Here is a 17,918-nt window from a genome sequence, read left to right as displayed (position 1 = left end):
CCACAATCCCTTCTACCGTATCTTCATGGTTATTCAAACCCGCCTGCCCTACCCTGGGCATAGAACTTTCATGCACTTCAGCTACATTTTTCACCAAAACAGGGTTTCCACTGTCATTCTGGATGGTGATATTTCCTATATCAGCTACAGATTTTACCAAACCTATTCCTCTTACCACATAGGCCTGCCCATTTTTTTCAATGACATCTCCTCCAACATTCAGGTTACTTTTGGTCACCGCATCATATACCTGTAGAGGAGTTAAATTGTATTTATCCAAAGCGCGTGGATCAATACTCAGTTCAAAAACTTTATCCTGTCCTCCGAAAACATTAATATCTGCTACCCCCGGCACTCCTCTCAAAGCACGGTCAATAACCCAGTTCTGAAGGGTAAGCAATTTACGGGAGTCTTTTGTTTTACTTTCCAGGGTATATCTGAAAATCTCCCCGGTGGGCCCGTAGGGTGGCTGTACTTCAGGATCTACCTCATCAGGAAGGCTAATGGTTCTTAATTGGTTATTCACCTGATTTCTGGCAAAAGTATCGTCCACCCCATCGTCAAACAGAATTTTAACAATGGAAAGTCCAAACATAGTGGTACTCCTCACACTGGTTTTCTTCTGAACCGGGCTCATAGCTAATTCGATGGGAGTAGTAACAAAACGTTCTACTTCTTCTGCACTACGCCCATTCCACTGGGTAATGATTACAATCTGGGTATTGGTAACATCCGGAAAAGCTTCAATCGGCATGTTCTTGAAACTTATAAAGCCGGCAATGGCCAAAATAGCTACCCAGATAAAGGTAAATGCTTTATTTTTTAATGAAAAAGCGATTATATTTTTAATGAATTTATTCATGATTGATAGATTGATGACCTAAAAAAGCCGTTGAAATAAAATTATTTTTACATCTATTTTCATTTTTATCAACCCCTTAAGGCTGATAAAGAATTTAATAGAACTTAGCTATTCAGGGAACGGTATATGAGCAGCTGATTGTTGGTAATCACCTCCTCACCTTCAGTCAATCCATCTGCAATATAGGTAACATCACCTACCTGTTTCTGAACCTTAACTTCTTTTACCTTCACGTCTGTTCTGGATTTAAAAACCACTACAAAACTTTTGTTATCATCAAAGATTACGGCCTTAGACGGAACGGTCAGCATACTGTTATTTTCCAAACTGGAAACTTTTATCGTAGCCTTGCTATCCGGAATCAGTAAGTCATTGGCATTATCCAGAACAACTCTGGCCTGCATTGCATTGGTTTGCGGATCAATAATTTTGAATATTTTATCAATTTTACCATCAAAAACTTTATCCGGATAAGAAAGGGTAGAAACCTGCGCTTTCATTCCAAGGCTTATTTTATCAATATCTGATTCATTAACGTTCATGATTGCCCATACATTCGTGGTGTTGGCTACATCAAAAATATTTTCACTTCTGTCACTTCTCAGCTGCATATCCTTATTGATACTTTTCTGAACAATATATCCGCTAATTGGGGCTACCACACTGTAAATATTTCCCGACTTTACATTATATACCGTACTTATAGCAGTGGCTCTCTGTAACTGATCCTGGGCTTTCTGTAACTGGCTTTTAGCTTCCAGTACATCTCTTTCTGTATTTAGTTTCCCCTCGTACAACTCTTTGGCAACCCGAAGATTATTCGTAGCCACTACCAAATCGGTTTTTGAGTCGCTTACATCTTTTTGGACCTCTGCGAGTTCCGTACTCCTGATGGTCGCTAGCACCTGCCCTTTCTTCACGTAATCTCCCAGCTCTACATTTACACTCATTACGTTTCCTCCTACAAGCGGATATACATCTATATAACTGTTTTTGTCTGCAGAAATCTTTCCGTAAAAGCTATACACATCTTCTATATTCTTTTTCTCTACTTTAGCTAATGAAATAGACCCCAGCATAGTATTACTAAGCTCAAAACCTTTCTTAGGCTGGTTTGTTTTTTCTTCCTCTTTTTTTGAACAGGCCAATAATGATAAGACCATCAATACAGGGATAATATATGTTTTCATTGTTAATAGAAGATTTTCGTTTGTACTAATTGATTAAGTTGTTCTGCAGACTGCATGATTTCATTTTTCATATCATAGATTTGGAGAGCTGCTTCCCGGTAGCTATCCATGAAGTCTGTAAATTCAATAAGATTCACATTCCCCTTTCTAAAGTTCGTTATCATTCCATTATAGACCACATCCATATTTTTCAGATCTGTTGTTTTGATATCCTGCAGCTGGTCATATTGTGCTTTCCAGGTTTTGTATGCAGACTGTACTTTAGTTTCAAGTGTTAATTTTTGAAAGTCTGCATTTTTTTGGTTCTGCTGAATGGCATAATTGGCTTTTTCAACATTTCCCTGATTGGCCCTCCATAGTGGCAGGGGAATTCCCAGGGTAAGATTCACTTCATTATTAAAAGTTCCTCCTGCCTGATCCCATGCAGCTCCCACATTCAGGTCCGGAACATTCATAGATTTCTGCCATTGGGCGTATAATTTGCTATTATCAATCAATTTTAAATTATACCGATAGTCCGAATTATTTTCAAGCGCCTTTTTTCTCAGCTCTTCGACATCACCAAAAGGCTGGGCAGCCAGAGCTTCCTTAGCTTCCGGTTCTGACATTTGCGGCTCTATATCTTCCGAAATTCCCGTTAAAATTTTTAGACTCTGTTCAAAGTCAAGAATATTTTTATTGATTTCAAGTTTATCGTGATTCAGCTGAATAACAAGACTCTGTAATCTTACAGCATCTTTAAGGGATACATTTCCTTTTGCTGACTGTAAACGGTAAGCGCTTAAAAGATCATTCATATATCCTAATTGCTTATCGGTATTTTCGAGTTTTAATTTTTCATAGTAAAGATTGAAATAAGCCGTACGAAGCTGGGCTCTCAGATCAACCAGTAATTGGGAAAACTGGAGCTGAGCCAGTTCTTTATTGGATTTTGCAAAAGCTATTTCATTTTTCTTTTTGCCTCCCATATAAATGAGCTGCGTAATGCCCCCTCCTTTTGAATGTCCAATATCAAAGATTTTTTTATCACCGGGATTATAAGCATTGAACTGACCGCTCAATTGTGGCAGCTCCCAGATTTTAGCCTGTAGAATATCAGCATCCGCCATATTTATATTATACTGTTCGGCAAGCAGTTGGAGGTTGTTCTTTTGGAATGCTTCTTCACAATCCAAAAGAGACATTTGCTGTTGTCCTGCCACGAATGAGGAAAAGGCAAGAAACAGCATTGCTATTCTGTTCATTATTTTCTTTTTAAATTACAAAATTGGTTTGATGCGATTAAAAGAAACTTAAATGACGCTTAAAAAAAAATTAAAATCCCCGTAAATGGGCTATTTCAGAAAGCATTTTAATAAAAGAAGGGGGGGGCTTATTATTCTCTATATGTTGAATTTCATTCCAGAGTTTAATCCAAAGTTTAACAAAAATTGCACTCCGTTTTCTACAAAAAAATAATACGAAGAAAATTATTTTTTAAAAAATACTGTGAATTTATTCAGGTATTCCTCAGGTGAAGAATATACAATCTCAGAATCATGGTATTCAAGGATACGCTTAACAATCCGCAATCCTAGTCCGGATCCGGATATATTCTGTGCATTATTTCCTCTGGTAAAGGCTTCAAATAGTTTAGACTGCTCTTCTTCAGGAATTATATCCCCATGAGATATTACCTCTACAGAAAGGCAGTCGCTTGTTTCAGTTATTAAAACTTTTACTTCAGTATTATCAGAATATACCGCAGCATTTTTAAATAAATTAATAAAAACGATAACTAATAAAGAGGGTATTCCGTCTATCGTGAGAAGAGCATTTTCAGAAGTATCTTCGGTAATGAGAAAATCAAGCTTAAGATCGGGATAACTTTTCTCTACCGCTTCAAAAGCTTCAAATATTACTTCATCAATTCTTACCTCTTCATAAATACTCTGAATATTTTCTTTATCAAACTTGGTGAGAAGCAATAATGAATTGGTAAGATCTGACAGCTGATACACATCCCTCTGAATCTGCTGTAATGCAGACAGCGTTTTAGGAGAATGTTTCTCAAATGTAATCAGGTTTTCAAGCTGGAAAGCCATTCTTGTGATCGGAGTCCTTATCTCATGTGAAGCACTCGCTGTAAAATCTTTCTGGGACTGAAATACGTCATTCAGTCTTACGATCATGGTATTGAAAGACTTTGCCAAAACGCTTACTTCATCATTTGACTGTTGAACCGGAATCTGTTTTGTTAATTGATGGGCGGTAACTTCTGAAATTTCCTGATTCAGGTCTTCCAGAGGGCGTAGGAATTTTTCTACGAAATAATAGCTGAAAAAACCAATCAGAAGGGTGCTCATCACATACGCCAAAATCAAAAGATATTTAAGATAGGTCAGTTTTGATTTTCCATTGGTGTCAAAAGCACTGGTAAGAATATAGTAGTTCTCTCCATTAATAGTTCGCAAGGCTGCATAAATCTCCGGAACGGTCTTTTCAGTATAGATGATCTTTTTTTTATCCAGTTCTTTAAGCATGGTAGTATCCCATGTGACATTTCGGTCTTTGATCGTACTATAGATCAGTTCTTTCTTGTCATTGAAAATTAAAATCTTTTCATTCAAAAGAATATTGTCTGAATTCTCATTAAAAAAAATAGGCGCTTCTTCTTCAAAATCTTTAGATCTTGAAATAAAATGAGTGGTAAACTCCAGTCTTTGTCTGAACCTTTCTTTAAACTCATCCCGTCTAAAATCATTGAAAGATAAATAAATGACAGCCATCACCATTCCAAAAAGCAGTGAAAAGGCAATACTGATCGTTAAAGCAATCTTTCTTTTTAAAGACATTTATAATGGACTTAAGTAATATCCAAACCCGGAGCGCGTATGGATCAGTTTTATTTTAAAATCCTTATCAATCTTTTTTCTTAAAAAATTGATATAGACCTCTACCGTATTGGTATTGGTATTAAAATTATGTTCCCACACATGTTCTGTGATCTGCTGTTTAGAAACAGTTCTTCCCTGTGCTTCGGCAAGATAGACCAATAGCTGAAACTCTTTTAAAGTAAGTGTAATCTCATTACCTCCACGGTATACCTTCTGTTCTGTTTTATTGATGATAAGATCGTCAACTCTGATAATATCCTGATCGGAAGCATCAGATGGAGCCTTCCTTCTCAGTAAAGAATTGATTCTTAAAAGCAGTTCTTCAAACTGGAAAGGTTTTACAAGATAATCATCTGCCAGCCTGGTAAAGGCATCCTTTTTATCCGAAATATCTCCATACGCCGAAATAATGATGATAGGTGTATTTTTATCAAAGGAACGGATGGTTTGGCAAACATCCAATCCATTTATTTTGGGAACATTAATATCCAGCAGATACAAGTCATAGGTATTGTTCTTAATCTGACGAAGAAAAGTTTCTCCATCATAGATTTTATCACAGCTAAAATTATTAGATTCTAAAAATCTGCAAAGTTCTGCGGAAAGAATGAGATCATCTTCTAGTAAAAGAATATTCATCAAAAATATATTTTACACGAATTTAACAAAAATTTTATGATTGCAATTCTAAAGATGATATAAAAAAATTTAAACACCATCCGGATATATTGTCAAAGCAACAGATGAAATGAATAATAACCCTCGTTCTATTTTTCGGCTTTTACTTTTATCACTGAATTTTGGGTAAAAAAAATTCCCGAATAAAATCCGGGAAAATTGAGAGCCAACTACGGGACTTGAACCCGTGACCTCTTCCTTACCAAGGAAGCACTCTACCGCTGAGCTAAGTCGGCATCAAATAAAAAAATCACACTGAATTAGCATGATTTTTTTGAGCGGAAGACGGGGGTCGAACCCGCGACATTCAGCTTGGAAGGCTGACGCTCTACCAACTGAGCTACTTCCGCAATTTTGCTTCCAAAATTATTGGTAAACGCTTTGCAAAACTAAGAATATTTCTTTAATTCTGCAAGTTTTTTTTTAATATAAAAGTGGGGAGAGCAGGATTCGAACCTGCGAAGCCGAAGCAACTGAGTTACAGTCAGTCCCATTTAGCCACTCTGGAATCTCCCCAAAGTTTTTATATTAAAATAGAGCCTCCAGAGGGATTCGAACCCACGACCCCGAGATTACAAATCACGTGCTCTGGCCAACTGAGCTATGGAGGCATTTTAATAATTGAACTGAAACTGATGGAGAAACTCTACTCTATACATTTCAGCTGTTAAAAATATCACTTTTATAAGGTGATTATTTTGAGCGGAAGACGGGGGTCGAACCCGCGACATTCAGCTTGGAAGGCTGACGCTCTACCAACTGAGCTACTTCCGCAATTTTGTTTCCAAAACCATTGGTAAACGCTGTGCAAAACTAAGAATAATTCTTTAATCCTGCAAGTTTTTTTTATAATATAAATGTGGGGAGAGCAGGATTCGAACCTGCGAAGCCGAAGCAACTGAGTTACAGTCAGTCCCATTTAGCCACTCTGGAATCTCCCCAAAGTTTTATATTAAAATGAGCCTCCAGAGGGATTCGAACCCACGACCCCGAGATTACAAATCACGTGCTCTGGCCAACTGAGCTATGGAGGCAAATTAAAAAGAATTCAAAAGATCGCTGTTCCTTTTTTGCGAGTGCAAATATAGAACGGATTTTTTGAATTCTCAAATTTTTTATGAACTTTTTTTAACTTTTTTTTCTAAGCCATTTCTTTTTTCTTGATTAGTAGCTTTTTAGCTGTATCAACGCATAGATCCAAACTTTCCTCAAAAGTTGCACTTGTCTTCTTAACCACAATATCGTCCCCCGGAACAGCCAAAATAATCTCAGCGGTTTTATTAGCTCTATCGGAGTTATTTTCCACTTTTAAGAAAACCTTGCACTCCTGAATTTTATCATAGAAGGTTCCTAATTTGCTTACTTTTTTTTCAATGTGTGATTCTAGTGGTTCGTGTGGAGTTAAACCAATTGATTGAACTGAAATCTTCATAATTCTTCTTTTTTAGACGCTCGAGGATGAGCTTGATTAAACACTTTTTTCAATTGTTCAATATTAGCATTCGTATAGACTTGAGTACTGGCAAGACTTGAATGCCCTAATATTTTTTTTACTTTGGAGATCTCCGCCCCATTATCCAACACATGAGTAGCAAAGCTATGCCGAAGGATATGAGGACTTTTTTTTTCTTTCGTTGTAACAAGACTAAGGTACTTATTAACTACCACATAAACAAATTTTTCATTGAGTTTTTTCCCTTTCTTATTCACGAAAAAACAGGATTTGAATTCTGCCTGTGGATTTCTTATTTCCAAATAACTTTTAAGGAGCCCAGACAGATCTTCGGAAATGGGAACCACTCTTTCTTTATTTCCCTTTCCAATTACTTTTAATTCATTTCCTTCTATATCAACATTCTCAAATATCAGGCCACAAAGCTCAGCTTTCCGTATACCGGTTTGATACAGTACTTCAATGATACATTTATCCAGGATATCATGAGTGTGTTCTAAAATCCGCTCGCTAAGATCCCCCATTTCCTCTTTAGACATGGGTATTTGCTTCTCGGGGTAAAATTTCAGGGAGGAAACTCCTTCTACAGGAGAAACCTTAATTTCACCTATTTTTAAAAGGAAAAGGAAAAAACTGCGGAGGGAGGATAATTTTCTGTTGATACTTCTTTTTGAAATACCATGCTCACTTAATTCTACAATAAAGTTTCGGATGATTTTTTTATCTGCCTTAAAGATATCTTCTGACGACTCTGTTTTAAGGTAGAAACAAGAAAAGTCATCAAGGTCTTTTCTGTAGCTTGTAATAGTATGAGGAGAATACCTCTTTTCGAACTCTAAATATTCTAAAAACTTATTCAGCATTACTTCAGGTATAAAAACGAAAAATTCACTCCTCAAATATAAGAATTTAAGGAGTGAATTAGTATATGGTCTAAGAAAAAATCTTAAGCCTGTTCTTCTTTACTAAGTGCTCTTTGTTTGTAAGCAGCTTTCAGTCTAGATTGTCTTAAAGTCACAGAAGGCTTAATAAACTGTTGTCTAGATCTTAATTGACGAACTGTACCTGTTTTATCAAATTTTCTCTTGTATTTCTTCAGAGCTCTGTCGATGGATTCACCATCTTTTACTGGTATTATTAACATATTTTACATCTCATTTTGGATTGCAAAACTAGACATTTTTTCTTAAATCACAAAATATATACCCAAAAACTATCACATTTAAACTCAATATAGGATTAAAAACCCAGTATTAAAGGGCAATGCATGCGCTAATTATTTTATCCACAATTAATTAACATTCCGTGATAAGCATCCTGTTTTATTGATCCTACCCCTACCCTTTTCTCCTCTCAATCACACCAAATATACCTTCTTATCACTTATTCGTCACAAAAAAGACCTACAATAATGATATATAAACAAAAAGCATTATCTTTGCATTCACTTTATTCATGGGGTTGACTGGTTTCGACAGCAAGATCAATGGGTAAGTAAGCATGCAGAGAACCGTAGCGCGATCTCTTTAATCCCTTGCTACACAACTTTAACTGGCAACGAAGAGTTCGCTCTTGCAGCTTAATATCGAAGTATAGTAGATCAAGCGTTTTCCTGAAGATAGTAAGGAAGCAAGATATCTCACAAATGCTCTGTTCTGCGGCGTTTGATCCTGGGATATAGGAATGCGGGAATAAGGTTTCAGATGCTTTGGCTGAAACTCGAAAACTTTAGAAGACAAGCTGGAAGTTGGGTGTCTGCCCTCTGCCTTCAGTCGAAAATCAATGGTAGAATAAGCATGTAGAAATCTTATGTATTGCTTGTTTGGACGAGGGTTCGAATCCCTCCAACTCCACTAAAAAGATAAAAGAGAATTTGTAAATCATTACATTTTCTCTTTTTTATTTTACATCCAAAACGCTCCAATTTTAAACAAAAAAAAGAGCAAATGAATCATTCTTCACCTGCCCTTTATTAAGTTGTAACAAATCTTTGTTTATAAAATAGTCCAGCCTATTGCTGTATTTACCGTATTTCTTACGACATCCAGTGCTGCATTAATTGCATTTTCAACCGCTAATATCGTCAACCCATCTATGGTTAAGAGAACAATTCTCATGGACCCCTTTTGCATTTCAAGATACAATTTCGCTTTCTCTTCAGTGATTTTCCCATCAGATTTTAGCTTATTAATTAACTTGATATTGTCTACGAAAGAGTTTAATTCTGCTTTTGCGTAAGGCTGAGCATCATTCCAGTCATTGGTGAATGATTGTTTCATTGCTGTCAGCATATCTTTCAATAATTGACTATAGTCTATATCTGCCATTTTAATTCGTTTTTATGGTTATTTTTTTTCACCTCTTTTCAGGCCAAGCTGTAATTTAGTAAGGGCTGTAAAAATAGTATTACACTGGCTGTTGATAAGATCCACCTCGGAAACATCATTAAAACCCAACTTATGGACCTTCTCTAAATTGTCTATGTATGTGGCCAATGTAGAAACCTGATCCTGTACTATTTTATTATTATCGATGGCATTAGTGCGGATTTTAAGGGTTTCCAGATCCACTTTAACCTCCTGATAAAAGGGTTTATAGTTAACATACTTAGCCTTATCTGTACCAATTTCATCCCGGATTTTAACGACAAATCCGGTCACCTTTTCCTGCAGCGCTACAATCTTCTTGTCTGTGAGTTCGTCATAATCACTGATAAGCTTAATAGAGGTGCAGCTAGTCAATATAACAAGCAGGAAGCTCATCAGTATTGATATTCGTTTGTTTAAAATAATTGAATTCATGGAATTAAATTGTAATGGTTTTAGCTAGTCTAAATTTACCTGTTTTTCTTTATCAAAGACAAATAAATTTATATTTTAATGAATGTATACCTATATATATCAATAAAATAAAGATATAATACTTACATTTAAGAAAAAAAAAGAAAAATGTCAATAACAAATGAATATGAATTAACCGGAATGCAGAAAGTAAGTGAAGCAGTTGCATATACTTTGAAGGAGATGATTCATTATGCACAACCTGGCATGACGACCAAAGATCTTGACGAATATGGCGCCAAGATACTTTCAGGGTTCGGTGCCAATTCTGCTCCTTATCTTACCTATGGATTTCCAGGCTGGACATGCATAAGTGTAAATAATGAATTTTGCCACGGTATCCCTACAGAACAACGGATTTTACAGGAAGGAGACTTAATCAATATTGATGTTTCCGCAGAGCTTAACGGTTTCTGGGCAGACAACGGAGGTTCTTTTATTGTTGGAGAAGACATCAACCAACATCAAAAATTAGTAGATGCCTCTAAATACATATTGGAAAAAGCAATCAGCAATATAAAAGGAGGGGTAAAAATAGCAGACATCGGACAGCTTATGGAAACAGAAGCTAAAAAAAGAGGTTTTAAAGTCATTAAAAATCTTGGAGGTCATGGCGTAGGGAGAAGCCTTCATGAAGAACCGGATGAATTACTGAATTATAGAAATCGTTTCGATTCCAGGCGGTTCAAAAAAAATTCTGTAGTAGCCATTGAAACTTTTATTTCCACCTCTTCAACTATTGCAGTAGAGCTTAAGGACGGATGGACTATGGTAGGTAATAAGGGTGGACATATGGCTCAGCATGAACACACCATTCTGATTACCGATGGAGAACCTGTGATTTTAACAGAAATGAATGGTATATTGAATTAAAAACATTCATACGGCAACTTCGATCCGGGGTAAAAAGAATTAAAAACGAGCTTTATTTAAAAGATAATGGCTGTATTATATAAAAATTTCACCCCGAATCCGACCAAAGATCATTCTATTTTTCATGCAGCTTAGCTTTCAATATCAGAGATGCCAATGCAATAAACTTTGGAATTCAAGAAAGCTCCAGATGTCTTAGTTCTAATACTTTATTTATAAAATCAGGAGTCAAAAAAACAGAGATTTAAAAGATACAGGTCCTTACTTTACCCTCAATCTCTTTTAGAATTGATTTCACACCCATATAGAAACACAAAATATAACCTACTGAAAACGAAAACACTAAAGTCTAAAGTTCCAAAATGAAGGCTACAGGTCCACAAAAAAGACTAAAAAAATGTTTTATCGTAAAGAATTTTATATATTTGCACCATCTAACAATTAAAAAAATAATTTACTATGTCAGACATTGCATCAAGAGTAAAAGCTATCATCGCTGATAAGCTTGACGTTGAAGAAACAGAAGTAACTCCTGAAGCTAGCTTCACTAACGATTTAGGAGCTGATTCACTAGATACAGTTGAGTTAATCATGGAATTTGAAAAAGAATTTAATATTCAAATCCCTGATGACCAGGCTGAAAAAATTACTACTGTAGGACACGCTATCGCTTACATCGAAGAAGTAGTAAATAAATAATATTCTTCAACAAAAAAGAAATTAAACAAAGTTTATGGAATTAAAAAGAGTAGTTGTAACCGGTTTTGGAGCAATAACACCGATTGGAAATAATGCAAAAGAATACTGGGAAAACCTTGTGAAAGGTGAGAGCGGTGCCGCTCCGATTACTCTTTTTGATGCCACAAACTTTAAGACAAAGTTCGCTTGCGAAGTGAAAAATTTCGATCCTTTACAGCATTTCGATAAGAAAGAGGCTAAAAAAATGGACCGAAATACCCAATTGGGACTTGTTGCAGCCAGAGAGGCTGTAGCACATTCCAAAATTATGGAAGACAATGTAGATAAAAACAGAGTCGGTGTAATTTGGGGCTCCGGAATCGGAGGTTTAGAGACTTTTGAGACAGAAGTTTTAGGATGGGCAAACACGGAAATTCCGAGATTCAACCCATTCTTTATTCCTAAAATGATCGCGGATATTACGCCGGGACATATCTCAATAGAATACGGCTTCCACGGACCTAATTATACCACTGTATCTGCATGTGCTTCTTCAGCCAATGCTCTAATTGATTCCAAAATGCTGATCCAGCTAGGAAAAGCAGACGTTATTGTATGTGGAGGCTCAGAAGCAGCCGTTACAGCAAGTGGTGTCGGTGGATTTAATGCAATGATGGCACTTTCTACAAGAAATGATGATCCAACTACCGCTTCAAGACCTTTTGACAAAGACAGAGATGGATTTGTATTAGGAGAAGGGGCAGGATGTATTATTCTTGAAGAATATGAGCACGCGGTAAAACGTGGTGCTACAATTTATGCAGAATTACAAGGGGGAGGTTTAAGTGCTGACGCACACCATATGACCGCTCCTCATCCTGAAGGCCTTGGTGCTTATCTGGTAATGAAAAGTTGTTTGGAAGATGCAGGCTTAACTGCTGATGAAGTAGACCACATCAATATGCATGGTACCTCTACTCCATTAGGAGATATTGCTGAATCCAACGCAATTTCAAAGTTATTAGGCGAGCATGCTTATGACATTCAGATTAATTCTACAAAATCAATGACAGGTCACCTTCTGGGTGCCGCAGGTGTTATTGAAGCTATCGCTGCACTGGGAACTATTATTCATGGTATCGTTCCTCCTACCATCAACCATTTTACTGATGATGAAAATATTGACAGCAGACTAAACTTTACGTTTAATACAGCTGTGAAGAAAGATGTAAAAGTAGCCATGAGTAATACTTTTGGATTTGGTGGGCATAACGCTTGCGTTCTATTTAAGAAAATCTAAATTCAATGAATGGAGTTACAGAAATACTTTTCTAAATTCCTTCTTAAAAAAAGAAAAAGACAGTTAACGGAAAGAGAATATTTTCTCAGTACCGAGCTTAAAAAAGTGTTGGGTACGGAGGTACAAAATATTGCTTTTTACCGTGAGGCTTTCTCTTTGAAAAATTCTTCTAAAAATCAAGACAGCAATTATGAAAGACTTGAATTTTTGGGAGATTCTGTTTTGGGTACAATTATTTCTTGTCATTTGTTCCAGACCTATCCTCAGGCTAATGAAGGGTACCTGACTCAGATGAAATCTAAGATTGTCAACCGGAAAAATCTTAATAAATTAGGAGAAAACCTAAAGCTTACAAGCCTTCTGCAAAAACAGAACAGTTCTGCAGCTTTGGGCGAGAATATCTCCGGAAATTTATTTGAAGCTTTAATTGGGGCTGTATATTTGGACTTCCATTATGATATTTGCAGAAAGATTATTTTGGATAAGCTGCTTACCCCTTCCGAGATTAACAAACTTGAAAATAAAATTGTAAGCTATAAAGGCCTCCTGCTTGAATGGAGCCAGAAAAAGAAGGTCAATATAAAGTACGAAACCTGCGAAGAAATACAGGCCAATAAGGCGATTGTATTCAGATGTCATGTCTGGTTGGGAGATGAAAAAATTGCCAATGCAACAGAAACATCGAAGAAAAAATCAGAAGAAAAGGCAGCACAGCGGGCATTTTATATTTTAAATAAAAAAGAAAACATACTTGGAAATTCAAAAACTTTATGATCTTGATGATATAGAATTTGAAGATATTGCCATAGGATTGGTAAGATTAGCAAAAGATATACCCGATCATGAGTTTTTCTATAAAATAAATCAAACAAACGATCTTAAATTCTCCAGAAAAAAAGACCTGATCTTTCATGGAGATTATTATGACTATTTATTTCCGAGATTCGAGGCCTATCACAAGTCTACGAAGACCTGTTTTACTTTTATTTCAAACAAATCTTCGGAAAGTAAACAAAAAAAAGTTCAGACCGAGCTCTTTACAGAAGAAGAAAACATTAAATTTTTATTAAATAATCAGGCAGATGTGGAATATATTCTACATAGTTCGGAACAGTTTCCTGATTTTTCCGTAATTTTGCTCCCTGAAAATCTTGTGTTTCCAATTCAAGATTACACATTGAGTTCTGACGAAGAACTTTATCAAATTATCCAGTATTATGAATAAGTATTTAAAGAAGACAAAAATTATCGCAACACTAGGACCTGCTTCTTCATCGAAGGAGGTGATGTTAGATTTAATGAAAGCGGGTGTTGATATTTTCAGAATAAATTTTTCACATGCAGATTACGACTTAGTTCGAAACAATATTGATATAATTAGGGAACTAAACAGTGAGTACGGGTATTCAGTGGGTATTTTGGGTGACCTTCAGGGGCCCAAACTGAGAGTAGGTGTAGTAAAGGAAGGTTCTTACCTTAATCCTGGTGACATTCTTACTTTCACCAATGAAAAGATGGAAGGAGATTCTACGAAGGTATTTATGACTTACCAACAGTTTCCACAAGACGTAAAAGTAGGGGAAAGAATCCTTATTGATGACGGAAAATTGGTACTGGAAGTTACTGAAACCAACGAAAAAGATACAGTAAAGGCTAAGACCATACAGGGGGGACCTCTAAGTTCTAAAAAAGGAGTGAACCTGCCTAATACAAAAGTATCTCTTCCTGCCCTGACTGAGAAAGATATCCAGGACGCTAACTTCATGCTAGATATGGAAGTTGACTGGATTGCTCTTTCTTTCGTACGTCATGCACAAGATATTATTGATTTAAAAGAATTAATCGCTAAACACCCTAACGGTAAATTCAAAACACCAATCATTGCGAAGATCGAAAAGCCGGAAGGTGTTAAAAATATTGACGAAATTTTATTGGAATGTGACGGTCTTATGGTTGCCCGTGGTGACCTGGGTGTGGAAGTTCCAATGGAAGAGGTTCCTGCTATCCAGAAAAACCTGGTAGAAAAGGCGAGATTCTATTCCAAGCCGGTTATTATTGCTACTCAGATGATGGAGACCATGATCAATAGCTTAACACCGACAAGAGCTGAAGTGAATGACGTTGCCAACTCCGTATTGGATGGTGCTGACGCCGTAATGCTTTCAGGAGAAACTTCCGTAGGAAGATATCCGGTACAGGTGGTAGAAAACATGGCAAAAATCGTAAAGAATATCGAAACCACTCATTTCTATCAACATAAAAATGAACCGATTGAAAAAGACTACAACTGTATAGATGAAAGATTCATTACCAACAGAGTATGTCTTGCTGCAGTAAGAATTGCAAAAACAACAAATGTTTCAGCTATTGTTACGCTTACTCACTCGGGATATACGGCATTCCAGCTTGCTGCTCACAGACCGAATTCTCAGATTATTGTATACAGTGGAAATAAAAGAGTAATTACAATGCTGAACCTTCTTTGGGGAGTACATGCGTATTACTATGATATGAAGAAATCTACTGATGAAACAATCATTCAGGTGAATATGCTGACACACAACTACGGTTATATTGAAACCGGAGACTTTGTGATCAACATTAATGCAACTCCATCTTATGAAGGTGGAAAAACCAATACATTGAGATTGACCACAGTATAAAGAGAAAAATTTTCTTTTTTAACGATATAAAAAACCTCCCGAAATAATTTTCGGGAGGTTTTATTTTATCCATACAAAGCAATACTTTATACTTTGTACATTAATTTCCTACAATTGTCTTTGCCGTCACAAACTCTTTTAAAGCCAGTAATGATAACTCGGTTCCATATCCTGAAGCCTTGCTTCCACCAAATGGAAAACGTGGATCAGAACTTGTCATTCTGTTGATATTTACTGTTCCGGATTCAAGGTTTTCAATAAAGAACACCTGACGGGTCTTATCTTGAGTCCATACAGAATTAGAAAGTCCGAAAGGGATATCATTAGCAATCTGTAACGCCTCTTCATCACTTTTTGCAACCATCACCATACCCAAAGGCCCGAAAAGCTCTTCTTTTAAAATTGGGTTTCCTTCCTGGACCCTGATTAAACCAGGTTTAAATTGATTCTCTGAAAGTCTTTCCAAAGGAATAATAATTTCAGCCCCATTTTCCAGCGCTCTGTTGAACTGAGCTTCCAGCTCATCAGCCAGGTCAGGTCTTGCCATTCCGGCTAATTTAGTTTCTTTACTGAAAGGGTCTCCAATTTCGTATTTTTTATATTCTTCGATGAATATTGGTAAAAATTCATCTTCAACTTTTTCATCAATGATAAATCTTTTGGCTGCAGTACAGGTTTGTCCACAGTTTTGAAGTCTTGATTTCACCCCAGCTTTTGCTGCTTCCTTAAGATCTGCATCCTCAAAAATGATAAAAGCATCACTTCCACCTAATTCAAGTAATGATTTTTTGATATTTAATCCCGCAATTGAAGCTACTTCTCCTCCTGCTTTTCCACTACCTGTAAGACTCACCCCTTTTACAACATCGTGCTCAAGAATTTCTTTTACAGCTTTATGCCCTACCTCTAAATTCTGAAAAATACCTTCCGGGAAGCCAGCTTCCAAAAGAACTTCTTCGATTGCATTTCCACTTCCAAAACAAATGGAAGCATGTTTCAAAACCACTGTATTTCCCGCTAAAATTGCAGGAACAGCAAATCTCAATACCTGCCAAAAAGGAAAGTTCCAGGGCATAACTCCTAAAATGACTCCTTTCGGAACATAATGAACTTCAGAATAAGTAAATTCAGATTCAACTTTTTCGGGTTTTAAAATATCCTCAGCATCGGCATAATAATTCATCATTAAAGCACACTTTTCTACCTCAGCAATGGATTCCGAAATGGGTTTATTCATTTCTGTAGTAATGATCCTTCCAAATTTTTCTGAATTATTCTTTAAAATTTCCGCTGCTTTTGCAATTAACTTCTGCCTTTCCTCAAACGGCATTTTTCTCCACACTGAAAAAGCTTTATCTGCTTTAATAAGCTTACTTTCAATTAATTGTTCCATAATATAATTTCTGTTTTAAATTCAGCTAATGAATTTATTCGCGCTTTTATGTAAAAGCACGGAAAAGATCAGCAAATTTCGTTCCTTAAGGATAAATAAAATAGTGATTTTCTCTATCGGAAGAATATAACTTTATCTTTACATCATCAGCCATTCATTTACCAGACATGCTGCCAGCCTCGCCGTTCGATCCTGAATATCGAAAGAAGGGTTCACTTCAGCCACGTCCAGCGCAACAAGTTTGTTATTTTTTAAAATATGCCTGTAAAAATGCATAAAGGTTGCATCTGCAAAGATACCATTATATGCTGAAGCTGAAACTCCGGGAGCGATAGAAGCATTAAAAACATCCATACAAATGGTAAGATAAGCGAAATCAACATTGTCTAACAGCTCATCAATACGCTGATAAATAGAAGGAAGGTTTTCAAAAAAAAGTTCGTCAGCAAGAATATATTTCATCCCATACTGATGGGCGGTATCAAAAAGTTTTAAGGTATTTGAATTCCTCTGGATTCCGATATGAAGGGAATTGATTGGTCCTTCCTGCGCAATCTGCCAAAACCCTGTTCCGGAACTTGGGCCTACTTCTTTTTCGGGCTGCCTGTTATCAAAATGGGCATCTATATTGATGATTCCTATTTTCTGCTCCGGAAAGGCTGTTTTTAGCCCCAGATAATGAGCGTAGGTCACTTCATGACCTCCGCTGAGCACTAAAGATTTTCCGCCCTTTAAAAGAACTTTAGAAACATTCTTGGCAAGACTATTCTGTGCATTTTCCAAATGACCGTCTTCGCAGGTAATATTCCCGAAATCCAGCATGGAAAAGTCAGGAAGTACTACCGGAAAATTAGACATGTTTTTCCTGATCACATCCGGGGCATCTTTAGCACCCTGCCTGCCTTTATTTCTTCTTACTCCTTCGTCTACTGCGAAACCATGCAGAACGAAATCATTAGGTGAAATGTTATCGTAATTCTGCTCTTCTTTTACTCTTTGAAATATTCTGTGGAAAAGAAGCTCTTCTCCATCCCATCTACCCTGCCAAATATTTTGAACCATAATTCTTTAAAAATTCAATTGTATTTACATAGTTATATTCAGTAAAGCTA

At 36.4% G+C, this 17,918-nt stretch carries 18 protein-coding genes, 7 tRNA genes and 1 other RNA gene; 7 read left to right on the top strand and 19 right to left on the bottom strand.

Features of this window, described 5'->3' with window-relative positions; translation table 11 throughout:
- The 15 genes from JML65_RS14740 to rpsU all read right to left on the bottom strand — a co-directional run.
- On the bottom strand, positions 1-862 hold an 862-nt coding region (locus JML65_RS14740; RefSeq protein WP_202271264.1), incomplete at its 3' end, for an efflux RND transporter permease subunit.
- Between the two features lie 104 nt (positions 863-966).
- Entirely contained in the window at positions 967-2,052 is a 1,086-nt protein-coding gene (locus tag JML65_RS14735; protein WP_202271263.1) for an efflux RND transporter periplasmic adaptor subunit, read from the bottom strand.
- 2 nt (positions 2,053-2,054) lie between these two features.
- Positions 2,055-3,296 carry a TolC family protein gene (locus JML65_RS14730; protein ID WP_202271262.1) on the bottom strand — a complete coding sequence of 414 codons (1,242 nt, stop codon included), beginning with the start codon at positions 3,294-3,296 and terminating at the stop codon, positions 2,055-2,057.
- Positions 3,297-3,521: 225 nt separating this feature from the next.
- Entirely contained in the window at positions 3,522-4,886 is a 1,365-nt protein-coding gene (locus JML65_RS14725; RefSeq protein WP_202271261.1) for an ATP-binding protein, read from the bottom strand.
- A complete protein-coding gene (locus JML65_RS14720) occupies positions 4,887-5,567 on the bottom strand; it encodes a response regulator transcription factor (protein WP_202271260.1) in 681 nt (226 codons plus the stop codon).
- 203 nt (positions 5,568-5,770) lie between these two features.
- Positions 5,771-5,842: transfer RNA gene (locus tag JML65_RS14715), tRNA-Thr, on the bottom strand.
- A gap of 41 nt (positions 5,843-5,883) precedes the next feature.
- Positions 5,884-5,956: transfer RNA gene (locus tag JML65_RS14710), tRNA-Gly, on the bottom strand.
- 85 nt (positions 5,957-6,041) lie between these two features.
- Positions 6,042-6,122: transfer RNA gene (locus tag JML65_RS14705), tRNA-Tyr, on the bottom strand.
- Between the two features lie 21 nt (positions 6,123-6,143).
- Positions 6,144-6,217, bottom strand: a tRNA-Thr gene (locus tag JML65_RS14700).
- A 90-nt stretch (positions 6,218-6,307) separates the two neighbouring features.
- Positions 6,308-6,380: transfer RNA gene (locus JML65_RS14695), tRNA-Gly, on the bottom strand.
- Between the two features lie 86 nt (positions 6,381-6,466).
- Positions 6,467-6,547: transfer RNA gene (locus JML65_RS14690), tRNA-Tyr, on the bottom strand.
- Between the two features lie 19 nt (positions 6,548-6,566).
- Positions 6,567-6,640, bottom strand: a tRNA-Thr gene (locus JML65_RS14685).
- 107 nt (positions 6,641-6,747) lie between these two features.
- Entirely contained in the window at positions 6,748-7,038 is a 291-nt protein-coding gene (locus JML65_RS14680; RefSeq protein ID WP_047493536.1) for an HPF/RaiA family ribosome-associated protein, read from the bottom strand.
- Positions 7,035-7,922, bottom strand: coding sequence for a tyrosine-type recombinase/integrase (locus JML65_RS14675; RefSeq protein WP_202271259.1), 888 nt, complete (start codon positions 7,920-7,922; stop codon positions 7,035-7,037). The genes JML65_RS14680 and JML65_RS14675 overlap by 4 nt, the downstream gene beginning before the upstream one ends.
- A gap of 83 nt (positions 7,923-8,005) precedes the next feature.
- Complete coding sequence (gene rpsU / locus JML65_RS14670) at positions 8,006-8,203, bottom strand: 30S ribosomal protein S21 (RefSeq protein WP_047493530.1); 198 nt, start codon at positions 8,201-8,203, stop codon at positions 8,006-8,008.
- 313 nt (positions 8,204-8,516) lie between these two features.
- Between rpsU and ssrA the strand changes: the two genes are divergently transcribed.
- Positions 8,517-8,915: a transfer-messenger RNA gene (gene ssrA / locus JML65_RS14665) on the top strand.
- Between the two features lie 138 nt (positions 8,916-9,053).
- Here ssrA and JML65_RS14660 read toward each other — a convergent pair.
- Positions 9,054-9,386 (bottom strand): hypothetical protein, encoded by a 333-nt coding sequence (locus JML65_RS14660; protein WP_202271258.1) that lies wholly within the window; start codon positions 9,384-9,386, stop codon positions 9,054-9,056.
- A gap of 18 nt (positions 9,387-9,404) precedes the next feature.
- A complete protein-coding gene (locus JML65_RS14655) occupies positions 9,405-9,860 on the bottom strand; it encodes a hypothetical protein (protein WP_123863264.1) in 456 nt (151 codons plus the stop codon).
- Positions 9,861-10,007: 147 nt separating this feature from the next.
- On the opposite strand from JML65_RS14655, the gene map reads away from it, so the two are divergent.
- The 6 genes from map (at position 10,008) to pyk (ending at position 15,413) form a co-directional block, all read left to right on the top strand.
- Positions 10,008-10,772, top strand: a complete 765-nt coding sequence (gene map, locus JML65_RS14650; RefSeq protein ID WP_202271257.1) for a type I methionyl aminopeptidase — start codon at positions 10,008-10,010, stop codon at positions 10,770-10,772.
- 459 nt (positions 10,773-11,231) lie between these two features.
- The gene (locus JML65_RS14645; RefSeq protein WP_002976354.1) at positions 11,232-11,471 is read left to right on the top strand and encodes an acyl carrier protein; all 240 of its coding nucleotides are present in this window, start codon (positions 11,232-11,234) and stop codon (positions 11,469-11,471) included.
- Positions 11,472-11,505: 34 nt separating this feature from the next.
- The gene (fabF, locus tag JML65_RS14640) at positions 11,506-12,750 is read left to right on the top strand and encodes a beta-ketoacyl-ACP synthase II (RefSeq protein WP_047493506.1); all 1,245 of its coding nucleotides are present in this window, start codon (positions 11,506-11,508) and stop codon (positions 12,748-12,750) included.
- Between the two features lie 9 nt (positions 12,751-12,759).
- Positions 12,760-13,524, top strand: a complete 765-nt coding sequence (rnc, locus tag JML65_RS14635; RefSeq protein ID WP_047493503.1) for a ribonuclease III — start codon at positions 12,760-12,762, stop codon at positions 13,522-13,524.
- A complete protein-coding gene (locus JML65_RS14630; RefSeq protein ID WP_115916387.1) occupies positions 13,502-13,975 on the top strand; it encodes an IPExxxVDY family protein in 474 nt (157 codons plus the stop codon). The genes rnc and JML65_RS14630 overlap by 23 nt, the downstream gene beginning before the upstream one ends.
- The gene (gene pyk / locus JML65_RS14625; RefSeq protein WP_047493496.1) at positions 13,968-15,413 is read left to right on the top strand and encodes a pyruvate kinase; all 1,446 of its coding nucleotides are present in this window, start codon (positions 13,968-13,970) and stop codon (positions 15,411-15,413) included. The genes JML65_RS14630 and pyk overlap by 8 nt, the downstream gene beginning before the upstream one ends.
- Positions 15,414-15,513: 100 nt before the next feature.
- Here pyk and JML65_RS14620 read toward each other — a convergent pair whose 3' ends face one another.
- Both JML65_RS14620 and hutG read right to left on the bottom strand, forming a co-directional pair.
- Positions 15,514-16,806: an aldehyde dehydrogenase family protein gene (locus tag JML65_RS14620; protein WP_202271256.1), complete on the bottom strand. Its 1,293-nt coding sequence runs from the start codon at positions 16,804-16,806 to the stop codon at positions 15,514-15,516.
- 138 nt (positions 16,807-16,944) lie between these two features.
- Positions 16,945-17,868 carry a formimidoylglutamase gene (gene hutG / locus JML65_RS14615; protein WP_047488979.1) on the bottom strand — a complete coding sequence of 308 codons (924 nt, stop codon included), beginning with the start codon at positions 17,866-17,868 and terminating at the stop codon, positions 16,945-16,947.
- Between the last annotated feature and the right edge of the window lie 50 nt (positions 17,869-17,918).

It is taken from the genome of Chryseobacterium sp. KMC2 (assembly GCF_016756935.1).
GTDB lineage: Bacteria > Bacteroidota > Bacteroidia > Flavobacteriales > Weeksellaceae > Chryseobacterium > Chryseobacterium rhizosphaerae.
Note: the sequence above shows the minus strand (reverse complement) of the source record. Positions and strands in the feature narration are given on the sequence as shown.